Raw genomic sequence first — 17,147 nt, forward strand, 5'->3', positions numbered from 1 at the left:
TCAATCGAATGTTCTTTAACATTTTTTGTCCCGCCTCCCAGCATTTTCACTGCACTTAGCTTTTCGACAAGCCGATAGGATATCCTTCTGGGTCACCCGTAAAATCGTTCGCAAAAAAACGGTTAATTTTGACATTTATTACCATAGTTAAGGATGGCCGAAGCGCTTGTTTTTCGGATAATGAGGGAACTCCTCTGATTCTCGTTCGAATCTGAATGAAAGCATCTGAAAAAAATAAAGAACGCAGAGGAATGAGGCGAATGCTGGAACAAAAACGGAGACTGATCGTTGCAAAAAATCCTGAAAGGCAAAAAAATGCCCTGCCTTTTGGCAGAGCACCAACCTGCTGATTCCCAGGCCTCCACAGACCGGCTTCTTCCAACATCTTTTCGATAAGACATCCATATCCTGTAGTTGGAGAATTTATGAATACGTGGGTCACCGCCCCGACAATCTTCCCGTTCTGAACGATGGGGCTGCCACTCATGCCCTGGATGATGCCGCCGGTAATATTCAAAAGCCGCGGATCGGTTACCCGGATGACCATCCCCTTCCCGTCGGTGCGGTGGGGCATGACCCGATCGATGGTGATCTGAAATCGCTCCAGCTTGTCGCCTTCGACGACGGTGATGATCTCGGCCGGGCCTTCCTGCACCTGGGCCGAGAGGGCGATGGGCAGGGGATCGGGGTAGTAGGGATTGTTCAGCTTGCCCTCCAGACGGCCAAAGATCCCCACCATCGTGTTGTGCTGGATCGTGCCGGTGAAGGGAGGGTCGTCTTCCTGAAAGACACCGACCTTCTCGCCCGGAGCGCCCCGTTTGCCTTGCTGGATCGACTTGACCAGGGCCGGGATGATGCGTCCTTCGGCCACATCGATGCGCTGATTCGTATCGGCGTCATTGATCACGTGCCCAAGGGCGCCGTAGGTCTTGCTCTTCGGCTCGTAAAAGGTCAGGGTGCCGACACCGGAGGCGCGGTCGCGCACATAGAGACCGACGCGGAAGCGCTTCGTTTCGGCGCAACGGACCGGATCGACAGCGACCATCGTCAACTGTCCGTTGCGGGACATCTCGATCTCCAGCTTTTTCCCCGCTCTGCCCGCTTCATCGATGACGCGGGCCAGTTCGGCGTCGCTCTTGATCGGCTGGCCGTTCACCTTGTGGATCACGTCGCCCAATTGGATCCCGGCATCCTTCCCAGGGTAGTGCTTGGCGCCCTGTTCGTCAGTGATGGGCGCCTGTCCGACGACGATCACCCCCTGGGAGTGCAGGAGCACCCCGATGGAGTGGCCGCCAGTCAGCAGTTGCATCGGCGGGAGCACATCAACGACGATGTGTTTTAGAGGAATCCAGCCCAACAGGCGCAGGCTGATGTCGAGCCGGCCAGGTTCTTCCGTCGCGTTGGCCGGTGTGACGGCGATGGCGCCGGGAAACTCGTCAGGGGTCCATTCCGGTGACCGCTGGAGAGCGGCCAGATTCATCCGTCGCAGTTCCAGCGTAACATGTCGCAGCATGTTTTGGGGAAACATGCTGTTGATGGGGATTTCCTCACCGACCGTCGTGCGCAACCGTGACGGTGTCAGCCAGAGGCTCAGCGCCTCATCGGTGAGGCTTCCGGCAATCAACGACAGGGCCAGGAGCAGACCGATGCACCGTTTCAACCGCTCTCTTGCCATCCGCCACCTCCTCGGGGCATACTTACGGATTTTACAGGGCGCGCCACCAGAGCGCAGAGGACGCCGCCCATCGTTCGTTTACCGGTTTCTGGAGCGCTTTTTCATTGGGGCGTCTCTACTTTCTCCCCAATGAGCCGACCGTATCCCGCTAAGCCGTGGGTATCCCGAAAACCCTTGGGTATGACGAAATCTGCCTGCCAGAAAAACCAGCCGGCAGGAGAAAAAAGCGGCCCCGCCATCATTCGGCGGGGCCGCTCCGTTCCCAGAAATCCTTCTCTTTTTAGGAACTTTTTTTCGCCTGAGCAAACATCTCCCGGGCATGGCTGTGGGTCAGCGCGCTGGCCCGGTCGCCGCCGAGCATGCGTGCCAACTCCTTCACGCGCTCCTCTTCGTCAAGGGCGTCGATCCGAGTCATCGTCCGTTGGCCGCGAACCGTCTTCAAGATACGGAAATGGCTGTCAGCGTAGGCGGCCAGTTGGGGCGCATGGGTCACACAGATCACCTGCACCGCCTCGGCCACCTCGGCCATCTTCTGGGCCACCGCCTGCAAGGCTTGTCCGCCGATGCCGGCGTCGATCTCGTCGAAGATCAGCGAAGGGATGCCTTCCACACGGGCCAAGAGCGTCTTAAAGGCCAACAGAATCCGCCCCGTCTCACCGCCTGAGGCGATCTTGGCCAGCGGCTTCGGCGGCTCGCCCAGGTTCGGCGTAAAGAGAAACTCGATCTCTTCGGCGCCCGATGCCGAAGGTTCTGTTCGAGCATCGAGTCTCACCTCCAGCTTGGCCCGGTTCATGCCGAGAAAAGCCAGTTCCTTGCCCATCGACGTTTCCAACTTGGCCGCCATTTTCTTGCGCAGCGCCGACAGCTTGGCCGCCGCCTCCTGGTAGATCTTCCGGCTTCGTTCCGCCTGGGCCTGCAGTTCGGCAATCCGCTCGTCACGGTGCTCCAATTCCCCCAGTTCCCGGGCGATTTCCTCCCGGTAGGCCAGGATCTCGCCGATCGAGCCGCCGTACTTGCGCTTCAGCCGCCGGATCGCATCGAGTCGATCATCCACCGTCTCCAGCCGATCGGGCTGATACTCCAGATCCTGCCGGTAGTCGCGCAAGCGTTCCGCCGCATCTTCCGCCTGGTAGTAGGCGGTCTCCAGGTTCTGCACCAGCGCGGCCAGCACCGGATCAAAGGCGGCCGCTTCCTCGACGGCGCCTCGCGCCCGGTCGAGCAGTTCCAGGGCGCCGCCGGCCTGTCCCCCGAAAAGGGCGTCATAGGCGGCGCTGGCCTTATCGGTCAGCTTTTCCATGTTTTGCAGGCGCTTGCGCTCCTGCTCCAGTTCCTCTTCCTCTCCCTCGGCCAACTGCGCCCCGTCGATCTCTTTCACCTGAAAGGAGAGCATGTCCTGGCGCTGGATCCGGTCACGCTCACCCTGCTGCAACCGTTCCCGTTCCTTTTCCACCGCATCAAGGGCCCGGTAGGCCGCCTCGACAGCGGCCAACGCCTTTTCCCCGTCAGCGCCGGCCAGCCGGTCGAGGAGCACCCGGTGCTTGCGCGGGTTCATCAGCGACTGCTGTTCATGCTGCCCTTGCAGGTCGATCAGCCGGCCGCCGACCTCGCGGTAGAGCGCCAGCGGGGCGCTGCGGCCGTTGATGCGGCAGACGCTCTTGCCGCTGCGGGCGATCTCCCGCGTCAAGAGCAGGCTGTCATCCTCATCGACGTCGACGCCCAGTTCTCCCAGTTCCCGCCGCAGCTTGCCGCTATCGCCTGCCGGCAGCCGGAAAAGCCCCTCCATGCGGGTTTTATCTGCGCCGGCGCGGACCACATCGGCGGTGGCGCGTCCGCCGATCAACAGCCCCACGGCATCGATGACCAGCGACTTGCCGGCGCCCGTCTCGCCGGTCAAGAGGTTCATCCCCGGCGATAGTTCCAGTTCCGCCTCTTCAATCAGCGCAAAGTTTTCCACACGCAACCGTTCCAGCAAGGCGCTCCCCCCTTTGCCCGCCTGTCCTTCACTCGACCCAGCCCTGAATCTTGGCCATCAAGGCCGCCACCGCCTCGACCGGTTTGACGACGATGAAAATCGTGTCGTCGCCCGCCACCGTGCCCAGCACCTCGGGCCAGTGGCTGTAATCGATGGCGCCGGCTACGGCATGGGCATGGCCCGGAAGGGTGCGGATGACAACGATATTCAGACTGGAATCGACATGGGTCACCGTGTCCCGCAACAGGCGGCGCAACCGATCCGGCGCCTGGGGAACCTGAGCGGCTTCCGACGGCGGCGCATAGCGCGATTCGTCCTTGCTGACGGGCACCTTGATCAGGCCCAATTCCTTAATGTCTCGAGAGATGGTGGCCTGGGTGACCTCCATGCCTCGCTCGCGCAGAAGCTGGGCCAGTTCGTCCTGTGTCTGGACCACTTCGGCGCCGATGATCTCCAGAATCGCTCGCTGACGCCTGCTCTTCACGTCGATGGCACCCGCCTTTGAACGCCTTTTTTCTCCGCCACAAGCACATAGGGCGGATGGCCTGTCCGGTTGGGGAACCGGACTGACACTGTATCCCATCGCTGCGGCGGCAACTGCCGCCACCAATCGTTGACTGCCGCCACCTCGGCCTCTGCCCCGGCATGGCCCACATAGACGACGACGACAAGGCGACCGCCCTCTGCCAGCGCCGCCGCCAGGGCGTTCAGAGCGTTGAGGGTCGAATCGGCTCGGGTGACGAGGTGGTGATCGCCGCCCGGGAGGTACCCGAGGTTGAAAACGGCGGCCTTCGGCTTTTGATTGGTTCTCTGGAGCCACAGTCCCAACTGGCCGTGATCCCCTTGGACCAGGCGGATCGGGCGCTCTAAAGCCAGCGTTGACAGTCCGTTCACAGACAGCGTCTCTGACGAGAAGGGATCTTCGATCCTTACCATTTCGCCTAAGCCGGCTTCGGCCAATCGCCGGTTTGTGGCGACAATGGCCGCCTCTTGAATGTCGACCGCCAAGAGGGCGCCGCCAGGCAGCACCTGCCGCGCCAGAAAAAGGGCGTCATGACCGTTGCCGGCGGTGGCGTCGACAGCAAGGTCGCCTTGTTCGAGAACTTCGGCCAAAAAGCGGCGGGACCATTCCACCGCCGATGTGAGGGAGTTCATCCTTTACCTCCCCTGTTGCATTTTTTCCCTGAGGATGCGGAAAAAGGTGCGTTCACCCAGCCGGATCAACCGGCAGGCGACTGCCGCCTTTTGAATCAAAACACTGTCCCCGCAGACCATCGGCTGCCCCGGCTGCCCGTCGACGGTGACGACCGCATGGGAGTGTGAGGAGATGACGGACAACCGGACAGTCTGGCTTTGGGGGATGACAAGGGGTTTCGCGTCGAGAGCGTGGGGACAGATCGGGGTGAGCAACAGCGCGTGCAGCTCCGGCGAAACGATCGGACCGCCGGCGGAAAGGGAATAGGCCGTCGAACCGGTCGGCGACGAGACGATCAGACCGTCAGCCGAATAGGTCCAGACGACCTCCTCGCCGATGGCGGCTTCGACGCGGATCATCCGCGGATGATCGCCCTTGGTGACGACAACATCGTTAAGGGCATAATAAGGGGGCTGCAGCACGCCGTTGCGGACAAGACGCGCCTCCAGCATCATCCGCTCTTCGATCCGGTAGTCGCCGGCGACGATCCGCTCCAGCGCCGGAAACAGTTCGGACACCTCCACCTCGGTCAAAAAGCCGAGACGACCCAGGTTGACGCCGACGACAGGGATGCCGAAGGGCGCCACCAGCCGCGCCGTATTGATCAGCGTCCCATCGCCACCGAGAACAACAATCAAATCGAGTTGGGCCAGGCGGTCGCGCAATTCCGGCGACGGCGAATGGACCAGTTCGGTCACGCGGGTCAGCGGAATCCCCATGGGCACATTCCGCTGGGACAGCCATTGCGCCATCTGACCGGCTACCTCAAGGGCTTGCGGTTTGTCATCATTGAGCACGACGCCTACCGTTGGCACGAGACCCCTCCTAACTCCGGAAAACCCCTTTGCAAGGGCGAAACATTCGAACATAACGGCCATGACGGCGGCCGGGTCCGTCAACGAGGAAACTCAAACTCGATGCGGTGGATCTTTTGGGCGGCCATGTCGACCAACAACACCCCGTCAGTCTTGTAGATCAGCGAGTATTCCAACAGTTGCCGCCGCGTGTCGCCATTGGTGGGCCGCGGCGCCCAGTCGCCTGTTTTCACTTCAGCCACATAGGTTTTGCCGGCCCGCTGCACCAGATAATCGGCGCGCACACGGATGTTCACGGGCGCTCCGTCAACACGCATCACCATCTGAGCCGGCGCCTGGGCCTTGAGCACGGCATAACCCTCACGCTTCAACAACTTCGCCGCCCGCTCTTCGCCGATACGCCCGGCGCGCTGGCGCCGCCAGGTCAGCCAGCGATGATAGGCCTTATATAAATAGGAAAAAAGGAGCGCTCCGGCGATAACGGCAACGACAATCATAATGGACAAGAGGGTCCAGTCAAGGGTGAACGATTCCGGCACGGATGACCCTCCTAACAAAGCAAAGTGTTCTACATGCCGCGAAACGAGTCCTGCCTTCGCAGCAGGGAACGGAAAAAGAAAGGACCCCGCCGGGTCCCTTCTCGATCATCGATCGGCTATTCTTTGTTCCCGTTGCCCACCGCTTCGTGGGCGCGGCGGACCACAGCCGCTATGCCTTCCGGAGTAAATGACGGCTCTGCCCCCGGGGCAGCAGGCCCTTCCCTTTCTGTCGAGTCGCCCTTCGTCTGGGCCTCCGGCTTTTGCAACAAGATCAGGTATTCGATGTTGCCCTCCGGCCCGGTGATGGGCGAATAGTCGAGACCGAGCACCTGCCACCGCCGCTCCACCGCCCAGTCCACCAGCCGCTCGATCACCTCGCGGTGGACCTGGGGATCGCGGACGACCCCTTTTTTGCCGACTTTTTCCCGGCCGGCTTCAAACTGGGGCTTGATCAGTGCCATCACATGGCCTGGCTCGTCAAGCAGATTCGCCACAGCCGGCAGCACCTTCTCCAGCGAGATGAAGGCCACATCAATGACGGCGGTCTGGGCCTTTTCGCCCAGTTCCTCCGCCGTCAGGTGACGGATGTTGGTCCGTTCCAGGCAGCGCACCCGCGGGTCGTTGCGCAGCGACCAAGCAAACTGGCCGTAGCCTACATCGACGGCGATCACCCGGGCGGCGCCGTTGCGCAGCGCCACATCGGTAAATCCGCCGGTCGAGGCGCCGACATCGATGACCGTCCGGCCGGTCAGGTCGAGGGGAAAGACCTCCAGCGCCTTGGCCAGCTTGAAACCGCCGCGGCTGACATAGGGGCAAGCCTCACCGGTTACGGTCACCTGGGCGCTGTCAGCGACGAGCGTCCCCGCCTTGTCCACCCGCTGCCCGTCGACGTAGACGAGCCCGGCCAGAATGGCGGCGCGCGCCTTTTCTCTTGTCGGCGACAAGCCGTCATCGACGAGCCGCACATCAAGCCGTTTTTTTGCTGTCATTTAGCGTGATTCTCCGCGAAAAGCGATTTTGATCGGTGCCGGCGGCGCCTTGCGGATGCTGGTCCAAGCGCGGTCCGTGTCGGCCAGTTCACGGGCGGCGGCGGCCACATTGGCCGCTGTCAAGCCGTAATCTTCCCGCAGAACCGCAACGGTACCATGCTGCACATACTCGTCAGGGATGCCGATCCGCTTGACGGCGCAGTCGACGCCTTCCATCTCCAGCATTTCCAAAACGGCGCTTCCGAAGCCGCCGGCGAGCACATGCTCCTCCACGGTGACGATCTTGCCCGTTTCCCGGGCCTGCTTCAGGAGCAGTTCCTTATCGAGCGGCTTGATGAAGCGGGCATTGACAACGGCTGCCCGAATGCCCTCCGCTTCCAGTTGATCGGCGGCCTTCTCGGCGACGGCGACCATGGCGCCGATGGCGACGATCGTCACGTCGCTCCCCTGCCGCACCAGTTCGCCCTTGCCAAGGGACAACTCCGTGAGTTCCTCATCGAGGGCAACGCCCACGCCGCCGCCCCGGGGGTAGCGAATGGACACGGGCCCTTCGTGCCGCAGCGCCGTATGGACCATATGCTGCAACTCATTTTCATCCTTCGGGGCCATCATCACCAGTTCGGGGATGTGGCGAAGGAAAGCGATGTCAAAAAGGCCGTGGTGGGTCTCGCCGTCGTCACCGACGATGCCGCCGCGGTCGATGGCGAAGACGACAGGCGCGCGCTGCAGGCACACATCATGAAAGACCTGGTCATAGGCGCGCTGCAAAAAGGTGGAGTAGATGGCGACGACAGGTCGCAACCCCTGTAGGGCGAGCGCCGCCGACATATTCACAGCATGCTGTTCCGCGATGCCCACGTCGAAAAAGCGCGACGGGAAGGCGCGGGCGAAGGGCGTCATCCCCGTGCCGTCGGGCATGGCCGCGGTGACGCCGACGATGCGGTCATCCTGACGGGCCAACCGGAGCAGCGTGTCGCTGAAGACCTGTGTGTAGGTAGGCGGACCGGGGTTCTTTTTGACCTTCCCCGTCTCCACGTCAAAGGGACCGACGCCGTGAAAGACGCTGGGGTTGTTTTCCGCCGGCCCGTATCCCTTGCCCTTTTTCGTCAGCACATGGACGAGGATGGGACCTTTCAGCCGGCGGGCGTTCGTCAAAACCTCCCGCAGTTGGGTCAGGTTGTGCCCATCGATGGGACCAAGGTAGGAGAAGCCCAGTTCTTCAAAGAGGATCCCCGGCACCACCAGATGTTTGAACCCATCCTTCATCTTCTCCATGACCTTTAGGACATGATTGCCGATGGAGGGGATGCGCCGGACCATCTCCTCCACTTCCTCTTTATTGCGGAAATAGCGCGGATCCGTCCGGATGCGGGACAGGTATGTAGACATGGCGCCCACGTTGTCGGCGATCGACTTTTCATTGTCATTGAGCACGACGATCATATCGTTTCCGGCATGGCCGGCATGGTTCAAGGCCTCCAGGGCGATTCCACCGGTCAGAGCGCCGTCGCCAATGACGGCGATCACCGCGCCCTCCTCTTTCTTCAGGTCCCGGGCAAAGGCTAAGCCCAGGGCGGCCGAGATGGAGGTGGAACTGTGCCCGGTATTGTAGATATCGTGTTCGCTTTCGGAACGTTTCGGGAAGCCGGCCATCCCATGATAACGCCGCAGGGTGTGGAATCTATCGTATCGTCCGGTCAACAGCTTATGCACATAAGACTGGTGACCCACATCCCAGACAATCTTATCTTTGGGAGACTGGAAGACAAGGTGGAGCGCCATGGTCAGTTCGACGACACCGAGGTTCGGCGCCAGGTGGCCGCCGTTTTGCGATGTCGTCTGAATGATGACCTCACGAATCTCTCCCGCCAATTGTTCCAGTTCCGCCGCCGTCAGTTTTTGCAGGTCCCCGGGTTTAGAAATCTGGCCGAGAATTTGCGTCATCTATCGGGTCACCTTCCTCTACAGCGTTCAATCGTAGACGCCGTTTCCCGTCACTTGGTTTTTTTGACGACTCTTGTCACTCGTTCTCTAAAATATCTGACCCTGATTATATCACGAAAAAACAGCGTCATCAAAGATTGTGGAACCTTTTTTAAGCCGTGCGGTGGAGGATATCTGTGCTTTCGTGTCGAAACGGTTGACCGTTCAGACAGGAGGTTCGTCAATGATTTTATCGAAAAAAATACGAAAAGGGGTAGGCCTTGTCGTCTCTGCGCTGATTTTCGGCCAAGTCGGCCTGGTCAGCGCCGCGCAGGCGGCCGATCCCCTGCCACCGGATGTCTCCGTCGTCGAACTGGCGAAACCAGCCGTCGTCCAGGTTCGCGCCGGTGTGACAGCCACCTTCCGCTTTTCTGACCGGGCCTGGCCGGTAGCGGTCGGCGGCACGGCATCGGGGCTCATCGTCAACCCCGATGGCGCTGTGGTCACGTCCTCGCGCATCATCGAACTGCTGCAAAAGGATGAAACATCCATTCGCAACGCCCTGGCCGAGCGCTTTTTCAATGAGGTGCAGAAACAGGTGGGGCACCGGCTGAGCGAGTCGGAACGGCTGGGTGTGGCGGAAAATACGACACTCATGGAAGAGGTAAAGGTGTACAAGCAGGTCGTCCTGTCCGATGGTCAGGCCGTCGACTTCGACATCAAGTGGACCGGTTCGCCGCCGCCGGAGGCGGTGTCGACGAGCACCCCCGTCTATTCGGCCCGCCCGGTGCCGCGCATCCAGAAGCCGGTCGTGACGGACGAGGGCGTCGAGAACCTTGGCGAAGGCGTCTCGCCGGTGATCCCGGCGCCGCAGCCGGTCAAGGAACCGGAACCGGTGCAACCGCCCGAGCCGATCGTGCCCCTCAACCCGAACAAGGAGTTCGATCCCGTCCAGGAAGTGGCGATCCTCAAGATCAACGTCAACAACCTCCCCTCCCTGCCGCTGGCGTCTGCGAATAGCAGCGATGTGGGGCAAAAAGCCAGCGTCATCGGCTACCCCGGCAACGCCGACGCCACGGCGCTCCTCACGCCGGCCAGCCTGATGAGTGTGGGCGTCAGTTCCGGCAGTGTGGCGGCGGCCAAGTCCGGCAAAATGAAGGCCGACTACGGTCCACTCATCGACGTGGAGGCCACCATCGGTCCTGCCGGCGCCGGCGGTCCGGTCATCACCGACAAAGGGCAGATCATCGGTCTCTCAGGCCGGACGGCGCGGGCTGTCGGCGTCTATCCTGTGATCAACACCCAGGCGGTCCAGGAGGCGCTGGGCAAATCCGGCCTCGCCAACGCCGGCGATCCCTCGGAGGCGACACGGGTCTACGCCAACGCCCTGGATATGTTCGACAAGGGCCATATGTCCAAGACGATCAGCATCCTGGAGGATCTGCTCAAACTCTGTCCCCACCACGGACCGGCGAAAGAACTGATGACCGAAGCGCGCCAGCGCAAAGCCGCCGGTGAAGACAAGATCTACTGGCCCGACATGGCCCTCTACGGCGGCATCACCTTGGTGCTGCTCGCTGCAGTCGGCGGGTTTGTGATCCTGCGCTACCGCAAACTCGGTCCGTCGGCCTTCCCGGCGCTGACGCGATTCCTGCTCCGGCTGAAAGGGAAGCAACGGAGCGGCGCCGCAGGGAATGGAGGCGCCGGCGGCGCGGCCTCGACAGGACAGGGGCCGAAGGGCGGTTCGCCCGTGGGCCTGACGACAGAAAAACCGATTTCCTTTTATCTTCCCAAGGATACCCCTGCTTCTTCCGCCCCATCGCCTTCCGAGCCGCCCGATACCACTCCGTCGGTGCAAAAGCGTTCGGAACGCATGGTGGCTGCCGCCTCCGAATCGTCTGTCGTCGCCATGCCAGCATCGTCCTCGGCAGCCTCGGCAGCCTCGCCACCCCCAGCGCCGGGAGATCGGGCAGATTCTTCTATTCCCCCTGCACCCCCGGCAGCAGCCGGAAAGGTCGTGCCGCTCTGGCGACCTCAAAAAGCGGACGCCACGCCGGTCATCGAATTTATCACCGGCCCCTTGACCGGTCGTCGCTTCGATGTCCCGAAGGCGGGACTGCTCATCGGCCGCGACCCCTCCACATGCCAGGTGGTCCTCGACGACCCCTTCATCTCCAAACAGCACATCTTCGTCGGACCTGATCCACTGGATCCGACAGCCATCATCGTGACCGACAAGGGGTCGACCAACGGCACTTTCCTCGGTTCACCTGATGGACAGCGACTGGAGGGGACACGGACGTTGGAAAGCGGCGACCAGGTCTACCTGGGGCAGCGGAACGCCTTCGTCTTACGGAGGGAATAACCCTGAAAATGGCCGTCCGGACGCTAGAGAATATCGCTGAATAAAGATAAAATGGCCAATAGAAAGCGGCGCTGCCCGTCCTTTTGGGGATGGGCAGCGCCGCTTTTTGGTGATTACATCCTACTCGCGCGGGCGCGCGCAGCGATCGACCAGGTAAAGAATCGACTGGTAACTGATGCCGCTGTGGAGCGAAAGACCGATTTCACAGGTCCGGCTGTTCGAGTAGCCTGAAGCGCATTCGCCTTGCAACGCCGCTTTGAGCGTCGATAAGGCCGATTCATTCAACTCCGGGTAGGAAAACCCTCGATCCCCGGCAAAACCGCAGCACTTGACATCCGCCGGGAGAATGACCTTGCGGGCGCAGGCTTGGGCCAGGGCCATAAATTTATCTTTCAAATTCATCTTTGTGGCGCTGCAGGTGACATGGATGGCCACAGTCTCCTCAACAGGAGTGATCGCAAGGTGGGGAAGCAGGTAATCATAGACGAACTCGACAGGCTCATAGAGCTTCAAGGCTTTGTCCATGACCCGTTTCATCCGGTAAAGGCAGGGACTCGTATCACATAAGACGGGGATTTCTCCATTCCAACTATAGGCCAACAAGGCCTGCTCCAACTCTTTGCTCTTCCCGTCGGCCTCCGTAAAAAGACCCTTGCTTTCAAAGGGCATGCCGCAACACAAGCGCTCCCGTTCCGCCGGCAGAATCGCTTCATATCCCGCCTTTGCCAACAAGGATAGGGTCACCTCTGGCAAGGAGCGGAGGTCCCGATCATCGCGAGCCGGTCCCATGGTGCGACTGACACAGGCCGGAAAGTAGACGACTCGTTTCATCTGGCTCACCTCTTGGGGCGATTGCCTGATGCAAGGCGCCGCTTTCGGCATCCAGGGGTTCCATAGGGGAAGGCGTTCCCCGCTCAACTGGCGAGCAGCCTGGGCCACCGTCTGCATGGCGCCGGCGCCGATGAGGGAATGGGCGGCATGGGCGCCGCGCAAGCCCACCCTGACCAGCTTGGTCACCCCGGCGAAATGACCGGCGATAAACCGGGAGACACTCTTGGCCCGTTCACTGACCGCGGCGGCGCGGAGTTTTTTCGTATGGCTGCCCGTATCGATGGCGACTGGACAGGTGGTGGCGCAGAGACCGTCGGCGGCGCAGGTCTCTCTTCCCAGATAGGCATAATCTTGCAGCAGCCGGTGGAGCCGTTCCGGTTCGCGCCCGGACGTTCGCAGCCCAGAGATTGCCCGTTGCACCGTGATCCGCTGCCGCGGTGTTAAGGTCAGATGTTGCGAAGGACAGTTCACTTCACAAAAACCGCACTCGATGCATTTATCGACAATCTCATGAGTGGGAGGCAGCGGTTTCAGATTCTCCAGATGGGCCTTCGGGTTTTCAGCGATGATCACGCCGGGATTGAGGATGTGCTCCGGATCAAAGAGGTGCTTGATCTGGCGCATCAGCCGGTAGGCTTTTTTCCCCCACTCCCTCTCCACAAAGGGCGCCATGTTACGGCCTGTGCCATGTTCCGCCTTCAAGGAACCGCCATACTCGCCGGCAACCATGTCACAGACCTCTTGCATGAGCGCGTCGTAGCGTTGGACTTCCTTGTCAGTGCTGAAATCCTGAGTAAAGACAAAGTGCACATTGCCATCCAAGGCGTGGCCGAAAATGATCGAATCGGGATAGCCGTGGCGATCGAGCGATTCACGCAGGTCCAGTATCGCCTCGGCCAGCCGTTCTTTGGGATAGGCCACATCCTCGATGATCACCGTCGTGCCATTGTTTCGCACAGCGCCAACGGCGGGAAAAAGTCCTTTGCGGATGTTCCACAATTGGGCATATTTGTTTTTTACGTCTGTGAAGGTGATCGGTCGCACCGTAGGGATGCCTTGTAAGGCTTCGACTGTCCTTGCAATCTGGCTCTGTAATGCCGACTCGGTTTCCGCCGTCACCTCGATCAGCAAGGCGGCGGCTGTCTCACTGAGTCCCTTGAGGTATGCAGGCATGCCGGGTTTCTCTTCCACGGCGCGCAGTGACCGGCGATCCATCAGTTCGGCCGCCGACACCACTTCGCGGTCCAATCGCATGACGGCCAGACAGGCTTGTTCAATATCGGGAAAAATGACGAGAGCCGATGCCTTATGTACATAATCGATGACTGTTTTGTAGGTGATCTCGGCGATGAAGCCCAACGTGCCTTCGGAGCCGATCATCAGGTGTTTGATTATCTCGATCGGATCATCATAATCGACAAGAGCGTTTAGACTGTAGCCGGTGGTGTTTTTGATCTTGAACTTGTGGATGATCCGCTCGTTCAAATCGGGATCGTCAAAAATCTCGTCCCTGATTTTCTTCACTTCTGTAATGAGCGCCTGGTGGGTCTGTTGGAAAGCCGCTACAGAAGAGGCGTCGCCTGTGTCCACCATGGTCCCGTCAGCGAGGATGATCTTCATATCCTGCACAGTTTTGTAGCTGTTATCGGCGGTGCCGCAACACATGCCGCTGGCGTTGTTCGCGGCGATGCCGCCGATCATGGCATGGTTGATCGACGCCGGATCGGGACCGATCTTTTTCCCATACGGTTGCAGATGCCGGTTTGCCTCGGCGCCGATGACGCCCGGTTCCAGGGTGATCGCGCTCCCCTCACCCTGAACACGGCAGTTTTTCCACCCACCGTAGAGCAGCAACAGCACCGAATCGGATACCGCCTGTCCGGACAGGCTCGTCCCGGCAGCGCGGAAAGTGACCGGGATCGTCAATTCCGCAGCGGTGATCAGGATTTGATGAACCTCTTCGGTCGTTCTCACCTTGACGACGATCTTCGGGATGAGCCGGTAGAAGCTGGCATCGGTTCCGTAGGCAAGTGTGCGGAGGGGGTCGGTGATCAGCCTTTTTCGGGGAATGAAGGCGCACACCCTATCGTAAAACCGTTGATACTTGGCAGGCAAAGGGGCGACGTCGCCAAACCTTTCTGTGTTTTCCACGGCCAACACACCTTTCCAATGGACTCAAGTGAAACAGCTTCGGCGAATGACTCGACGAAGCTGTTTCACACCCGTTATGATTGCCGCCAAAATCCCTGCGTCTTTCCCCCGCCATTGATTTCACCCTGTTCAAAGGCGCCCGCGAGGCCTGCCTGTCTCCCCGCCTTATCCAATGTTTAACCGATAGGTATAACGTTCGGCGGCAGCGATGCCTTGAACGATGGTGAGCAACTGGGAAAAGACGTTTTCATCGATTTGTTTGGCTTTGCTCCACACCTGGTGGAAGTGTTTGGTGAAAGAGGACTTGGGCATGTTTTGCCTCATCGCAATCTCGCATTTGCAGATCCAAAGCCTTGCATATCGGTCAAACTGGTCTACCGTTAGATGGTTCACCATAAAGCTCACGTTACATCCTTCAGAAGCGAGTTCTTGAAATACCATTCGCTATCCCCTCCATACAAAAGATAGGTGGTACATTCATGCTGCTTCATCGCTTGGATGATTTGCTGCTTGTGTTTTCAAACCGAATGCACCGGCTGCTGGACTACTTTCCACCGATAAAGAGATCGATATCGGAATCAACTGTTCCGATGCCTGCGATGCCAAAGGTGTCCACCAATACCTTGGCTACGTTGGGCGATAAGAAGCCCGGAAGGGTCGGTCCCAGGTGGATGTTCTTTACTCCGAGATACAATAAGGCGAGGAGGACGATCACGGCTTTTTGTTCATACCAGGCGATGTTGTAGACGATGGGCAGTTGATTGACATCGTCAAGGCCAAAGACTTCCTTCAATTTGAGCGCCACTACGGCGAGGGAATAAGAGTCGTTGCATTGCCCGGCATCGAGGACTCGGGGGATGCCTCCGATGTCGCCCAGGGGCAACTTGTTGTAGCGGTATTTGGCGCATCCGGCGGTCAGGATCACCGTATCCTCGGGCAGTTTTTGCGCAAAATCGCTATAGTATTCTCTCGCTTTCATTCTTCCGTCACAGCCAGCCATGACGAAGAATTTCTTGATGGCCCCCGATTTCACGGCAGCGATCACCGGTTCGGCCAGGGAGAGCACCTGCCGGTGGGCGAAGCCGCCGACGATGCTGCCGCTTTCGATCTCTGTCGGCGCCGGCAATGTCTTTGCCAGTTCGATGATCGCCGAGAAGTCTTTCTTTCCATTCCCATTGGCTTCGATATGTACACAACCGGGATATCCAGCAGCCCCTGTCGTGAAGATCCTGTCTCTTACCGCTTCCGATTTCGGCGGAACGATACAGTTCGTTGTAAACAGAATGGGTCCGTTGAAGGTCTCAAACTCGCCGACCTGCTTCCACCAGGCGTTGCCATAGTTGCCAACGAAATGAGTGTATTTTTTGAATGCTGGATAGTAATGGGCCGGAAGCATTTCGCTGTGGCTGTACACATCGACGCCTGTGCCCTCTGTCTGTTCGAGCAACTGTTCCAGATCGGTCAGGTCGTGACCGGAGATCAGGATGGCAGGATTGTTCCTGACGCCGATATTGACTTTCGTGATTTCGGGATTGCCGTACTTGGCTGTATTGGCCTTGTCAAGCAGGGCCATGGCGGTCACGCCAAATTGACCGGTCTTCAAGGTCAAGGACACCAGTTCCTGGGCCGATAGTCCATCGTTCAACGTCGCTGCCAGCGCCTCATAGATAAACTGGTAAATGCCGCAGTCTTCCTCACCCAGTTGTAAGGCATGGTGGGTATAGGCGGCCATCCCCTTTACCCCATAAACGATGATTTCCCGCAGCGAGCGAACATCTTCGTTGATCGTGGCGAGCACGCCAACGGTCTCCGCTTTTTTCAGCATCGACGCCCTCGTGCTGACCTGGAAGGTCGCTGCGTCGTTTAATCCCGTTATTGCCGCTTGTTGTCCTAATTCGTCCCTGAAACCGAGTATCGTATAGATTTGTTTTTCTATGGCCGCCTCGTCAAAGTTGGCGTTGGTGATGGTGATGAACAGGCTCTTCAATACCTCATGATTGACCGTATCGAGCTCGTTTACATCCATTTTTGCGGTAACGATGATTTCCGAGATGCCTTTTAGGGAGTAAATCAGCAGGTCCTGAAGTTTCGCCACTTCTTCACTTTTTCCGCATACGCCTTTGATCGTGCAGCCCGCTCCTTTGGCTGTCTCCTGGCATTGGAAGCAGAACATACTCATATCCAGTTTCTCCTCCTTGTCGGGCATCAACGAGGGATCCATCCATGCCATCATCTTACTTGGCGTTAGTGAATCATGAATACATAGGGGCGACGAACGGTCATATCTAGAGTTAAAATTCCAACTCCTTCATATGACTCGCAGTAGCGCCGTTCGACTCCTATTGTGCAAAAACGAGCATTTTCGAATTAATGTGAATCTGTCAGCACGCACTGCTTTTCCCCAGCGAAGTGCCTGCGTCAATATGAAAAAGGAATGAAGGTGCATCGTATAAAATTAGAAGCCAGACAAGCGCCGAAAGCCCTCTTTCATGTCGGGGACGCGCAAGAAGTCGATCTGTATGCCTATTGCAACCTTCACGGGTTATGGAAAGCCACCGTTAAAAAATAATAAATGACAGCATTAAAAAAGCGTGACCTGATCCAGGTCACGCTTTCGTTTTTCCCAATATGGCTGTTCAAAACCCATCGGGAAAACGTCTTTTTTCTGTTTGCCATTCCGGTTTCCTTCGGT

13 protein-coding genes are annotated in these 17,147 nt (G+C 59.0%); 2 read left to right on the plus strand and 11 right to left on the minus strand.

The annotated features are described in order from the left end of the window. Window positions 1-55: 55 nt before the first annotated feature. The 8 genes from spoIVB to dxs all read right to left on the minus strand — a co-directional run bounded on the left by spoIVB (window position 56) and on the right by dxs (window position 9,129). On the minus strand, window positions 56-1,675 hold the full coding sequence (gene spoIVB / locus GTO89_RS09295) for a SpoIVB peptidase (protein ID WP_161261814.1): 1,620 nt from the start codon (window positions 1,673-1,675) through the stop codon (window positions 56-58). 280 nt (window positions 1,676-1,955) lie between these two features. Next, window positions 1,956-3,647 carry a DNA repair protein RecN gene (recN, locus tag GTO89_RS09300; protein ID WP_161261815.1) on the minus strand — a complete coding sequence of 564 codons (1,692 nt, stop codon included), beginning with the start codon at window positions 3,645-3,647 and terminating at the stop codon, window positions 1,956-1,958. Window positions 3,648-3,675: 28 nt separating this feature from the next. Further along, window positions 3,676-4,131 carry an arginine repressor gene (gene argR / locus GTO89_RS09305; protein ID WP_161261816.1) on the minus strand — a complete coding sequence of 152 codons (456 nt, stop codon included), beginning with the start codon at window positions 4,129-4,131 and terminating at the stop codon, window positions 3,676-3,678. Further along, a complete protein-coding gene (locus GTO89_RS09310) occupies window positions 4,128-4,802 on the minus strand; it encodes a class I SAM-dependent methyltransferase (RefSeq protein WP_161261817.1) in 675 nt (224 codons plus the stop codon). The genes argR and GTO89_RS09310 overlap by 4 nt, the downstream gene beginning before the upstream one ends. A gap of 3 nt (window positions 4,803-4,805) precedes the next feature. Next, window positions 4,806-5,657, minus strand: coding sequence for an NAD(+)/NADH kinase (locus tag GTO89_RS09315; RefSeq protein WP_161261818.1), 852 nt, complete (start codon window positions 5,655-5,657; stop codon window positions 4,806-4,808). Between the two features lie 80 nt (window positions 5,658-5,737). Beyond that, window positions 5,738-6,196: a hypothetical protein gene (locus tag GTO89_RS09320; protein ID WP_161261819.1), complete on the minus strand. Its 459-nt coding sequence runs from the start codon at window positions 6,194-6,196 to the stop codon at window positions 5,738-5,740. A gap of 116 nt (window positions 6,197-6,312) precedes the next feature. Beyond that, the gene (locus GTO89_RS09325) at window positions 6,313-7,185 is read right to left on the minus strand and encodes a TlyA family RNA methyltransferase (RefSeq protein ID WP_161261820.1); all 873 of its coding nucleotides are present in this window, start codon (window positions 7,183-7,185) and stop codon (window positions 6,313-6,315) included. After that, complete coding sequence (dxs, locus tag GTO89_RS09330) at window positions 7,186-9,129, minus strand: 1-deoxy-D-xylulose-5-phosphate synthase (protein WP_161261821.1); 1,944 nt, start codon at window positions 9,127-9,129, stop codon at window positions 7,186-7,188. Between the two features lie 223 nt (window positions 9,130-9,352). On the opposite strand from dxs, the gene GTO89_RS09335 reads away from it, so the two are divergent. Next, window positions 9,353-11,473 (plus strand): FHA domain-containing protein, encoded by a 2,121-nt coding sequence (locus GTO89_RS09335; RefSeq protein WP_161261822.1) that lies wholly within the window; start codon window positions 9,353-9,355, stop codon window positions 11,471-11,473. A gap of 120 nt (window positions 11,474-11,593) precedes the next feature. Here the strand turns inward: GTO89_RS09335 and GTO89_RS09340 are convergent, their stop codons facing one another. The 3 genes from GTO89_RS09340 to hcp form a co-directional block, all read right to left on the minus strand. Continuing rightward, the gene (locus tag GTO89_RS09340) at window positions 11,594-14,455 is read right to left on the minus strand and encodes an FAD-binding and (Fe-S)-binding domain-containing protein (RefSeq protein WP_161261823.1); all 2,862 of its coding nucleotides are present in this window, start codon (window positions 14,453-14,455) and stop codon (window positions 11,594-11,596) included. 165 nt (window positions 14,456-14,620) lie between these two features. Continuing rightward, window positions 14,621-14,767, minus strand: coding sequence for a hypothetical protein (locus tag GTO89_RS09345; RefSeq protein ID WP_161261824.1), 147 nt, complete (start codon window positions 14,765-14,767; stop codon window positions 14,621-14,623). Between the two features lie 232 nt (window positions 14,768-14,999). Then, the gene (hcp, locus tag GTO89_RS09350) at window positions 15,000-16,634 is read right to left on the minus strand and encodes a hydroxylamine reductase (RefSeq protein ID WP_161261825.1); all 1,635 of its coding nucleotides are present in this window, start codon (window positions 16,632-16,634) and stop codon (window positions 15,000-15,002) included. Window positions 16,635-16,889: 255 nt separating this feature from the next. Here hcp and GTO89_RS09355 point away from each other — a divergent pair, with 255 nt between their 5' ends. Next, window positions 16,890-17,024, plus strand: a complete 135-nt coding sequence (locus GTO89_RS09355; RefSeq protein ID WP_204758262.1) for a desulfoferrodoxin family protein — start codon at window positions 16,890-16,892, stop codon at window positions 17,022-17,024. The last annotated feature ends 123 nt before the right edge of the window (window positions 17,025-17,147 follow it).

The sequence above is a fragment of the Heliomicrobium gestii genome (assembly GCF_009877435.1).
GTDB lineage: Bacteria > Bacillota > Desulfitobacteriia > Heliobacteriales > Heliobacteriaceae > Heliomicrobium > Heliomicrobium gestii.

Coding starts and splice junctions, on each gene's coding strand:
- spoIVB (WP_161261814.1), bottom strand. CDS start 1,675: ATGGCAAGAGAGCGGTTGAAACGGTGCATCGGTCTGCTCCTGGCCCTG.
- GTO89_RS09310 (WP_161261817.1), bottom strand. CDS start 4,802: ATGAACTCCCTCACATCGGCGGTGGAATGGTCCCGCCGCTTTTTGGCC.
- GTO89_RS09325 (WP_161261820.1), bottom strand. CDS start 7,185: ATGACAGCAAAAAAACGGCTTGATGTGCGGCTCGTCGATGACGGCTTG.
- dxs (WP_161261821.1), bottom strand. CDS start 9,129: ATGACGCAAATTCTCGGCCAGATTTCTAAACCCGGGGACCTGCAAAAA.
- GTO89_RS09335 (WP_161261822.1), top strand. CDS start 9,353: ATGATTTTATCGAAAAAAATACGAAAAGGGGTAGGCCTTGTCGTCTCT.
- GTO89_RS09345 (WP_161261824.1), bottom strand. CDS start 14,767: ATGCCCAAGTCCTCTTTCACCAAACACTTCCACCAGGTGTGGAGCAAA.
- hcp (WP_161261825.1), bottom strand. CDS start 16,634: ATGAGTATGTTCTGCTTCCAATGCCAGGAGACAGCCAAAGGAGCGGGC.
- GTO89_RS09355 (WP_204758262.1), top strand. CDS start 16,890: ATGAAGGTGCATCGTATAAAATTAGAAGCCAGACAAGCGCCGAAAGCC.